Annotated in this window: 1 rRNA gene; it reads left to right on the forward strand. The window is 52.7% G+C overall.

Going from position 1 to position 539, the window contains the following annotated elements:
* Nucleotides 1-204 precede the first annotated feature (204 nt).
* A 23S ribosomal RNA gene (locus CK498_RS25590) occupies nucleotides 205-539 on the forward strand; the annotation flags it as partial.

Consider the following 539-nt stretch of genomic DNA (forward strand, 5'->3'; position numbering starts at 1 on the left):
CACAGTCTTACCTGATCGGATCCGCAGTCATAAGCCACCATCGCCCAAGACGATGACCGGTTTATGACTGTCGATTGACAGTCTGCTCTTTAACAATGTGAATCATGCTGACAAATTTCTCCGCAAGGAGAAATGCAAGATACGTCTCAAGCGTATCCGGCAATTGTCGTACGTAATCGCAGACCAGACCCTTTCGGGTTATATGGTCAAGCGATTAAGCGCACACGGTGGATGCCTAGGCAGCCAGAGGCGATGAAAGACGTGGAAGCCTGCGATAAGGCTCGGCGAGGTGGCAAACAACCTGCGACCCGGGCATTTCTGAATGGGGAAACCCACCCAGCACAAGCTGGGTATCCCACACTGAATCCATAGGTGTTGGGAGGCGAACCAGGGGAACTGAAACATCTAAGTACCCTGAGGAAAAGAAATCAACCGAGATTCCCCTAGTAGCGGCGAGCGAACGGGGACCAGCCCTTAAGCGTGTGACTGATTAGGCGAAGGCATTGGGAAATGCCGCCATAGTGGGTGATAGCCCCGTA

Source organism: Halomonas salipaludis (assembly GCF_002286975.1).
Taxonomy (GTDB): domain Bacteria; phylum Pseudomonadota; class Gammaproteobacteria; order Pseudomonadales; family Halomonadaceae; genus Franzmannia; species Franzmannia salipaludis.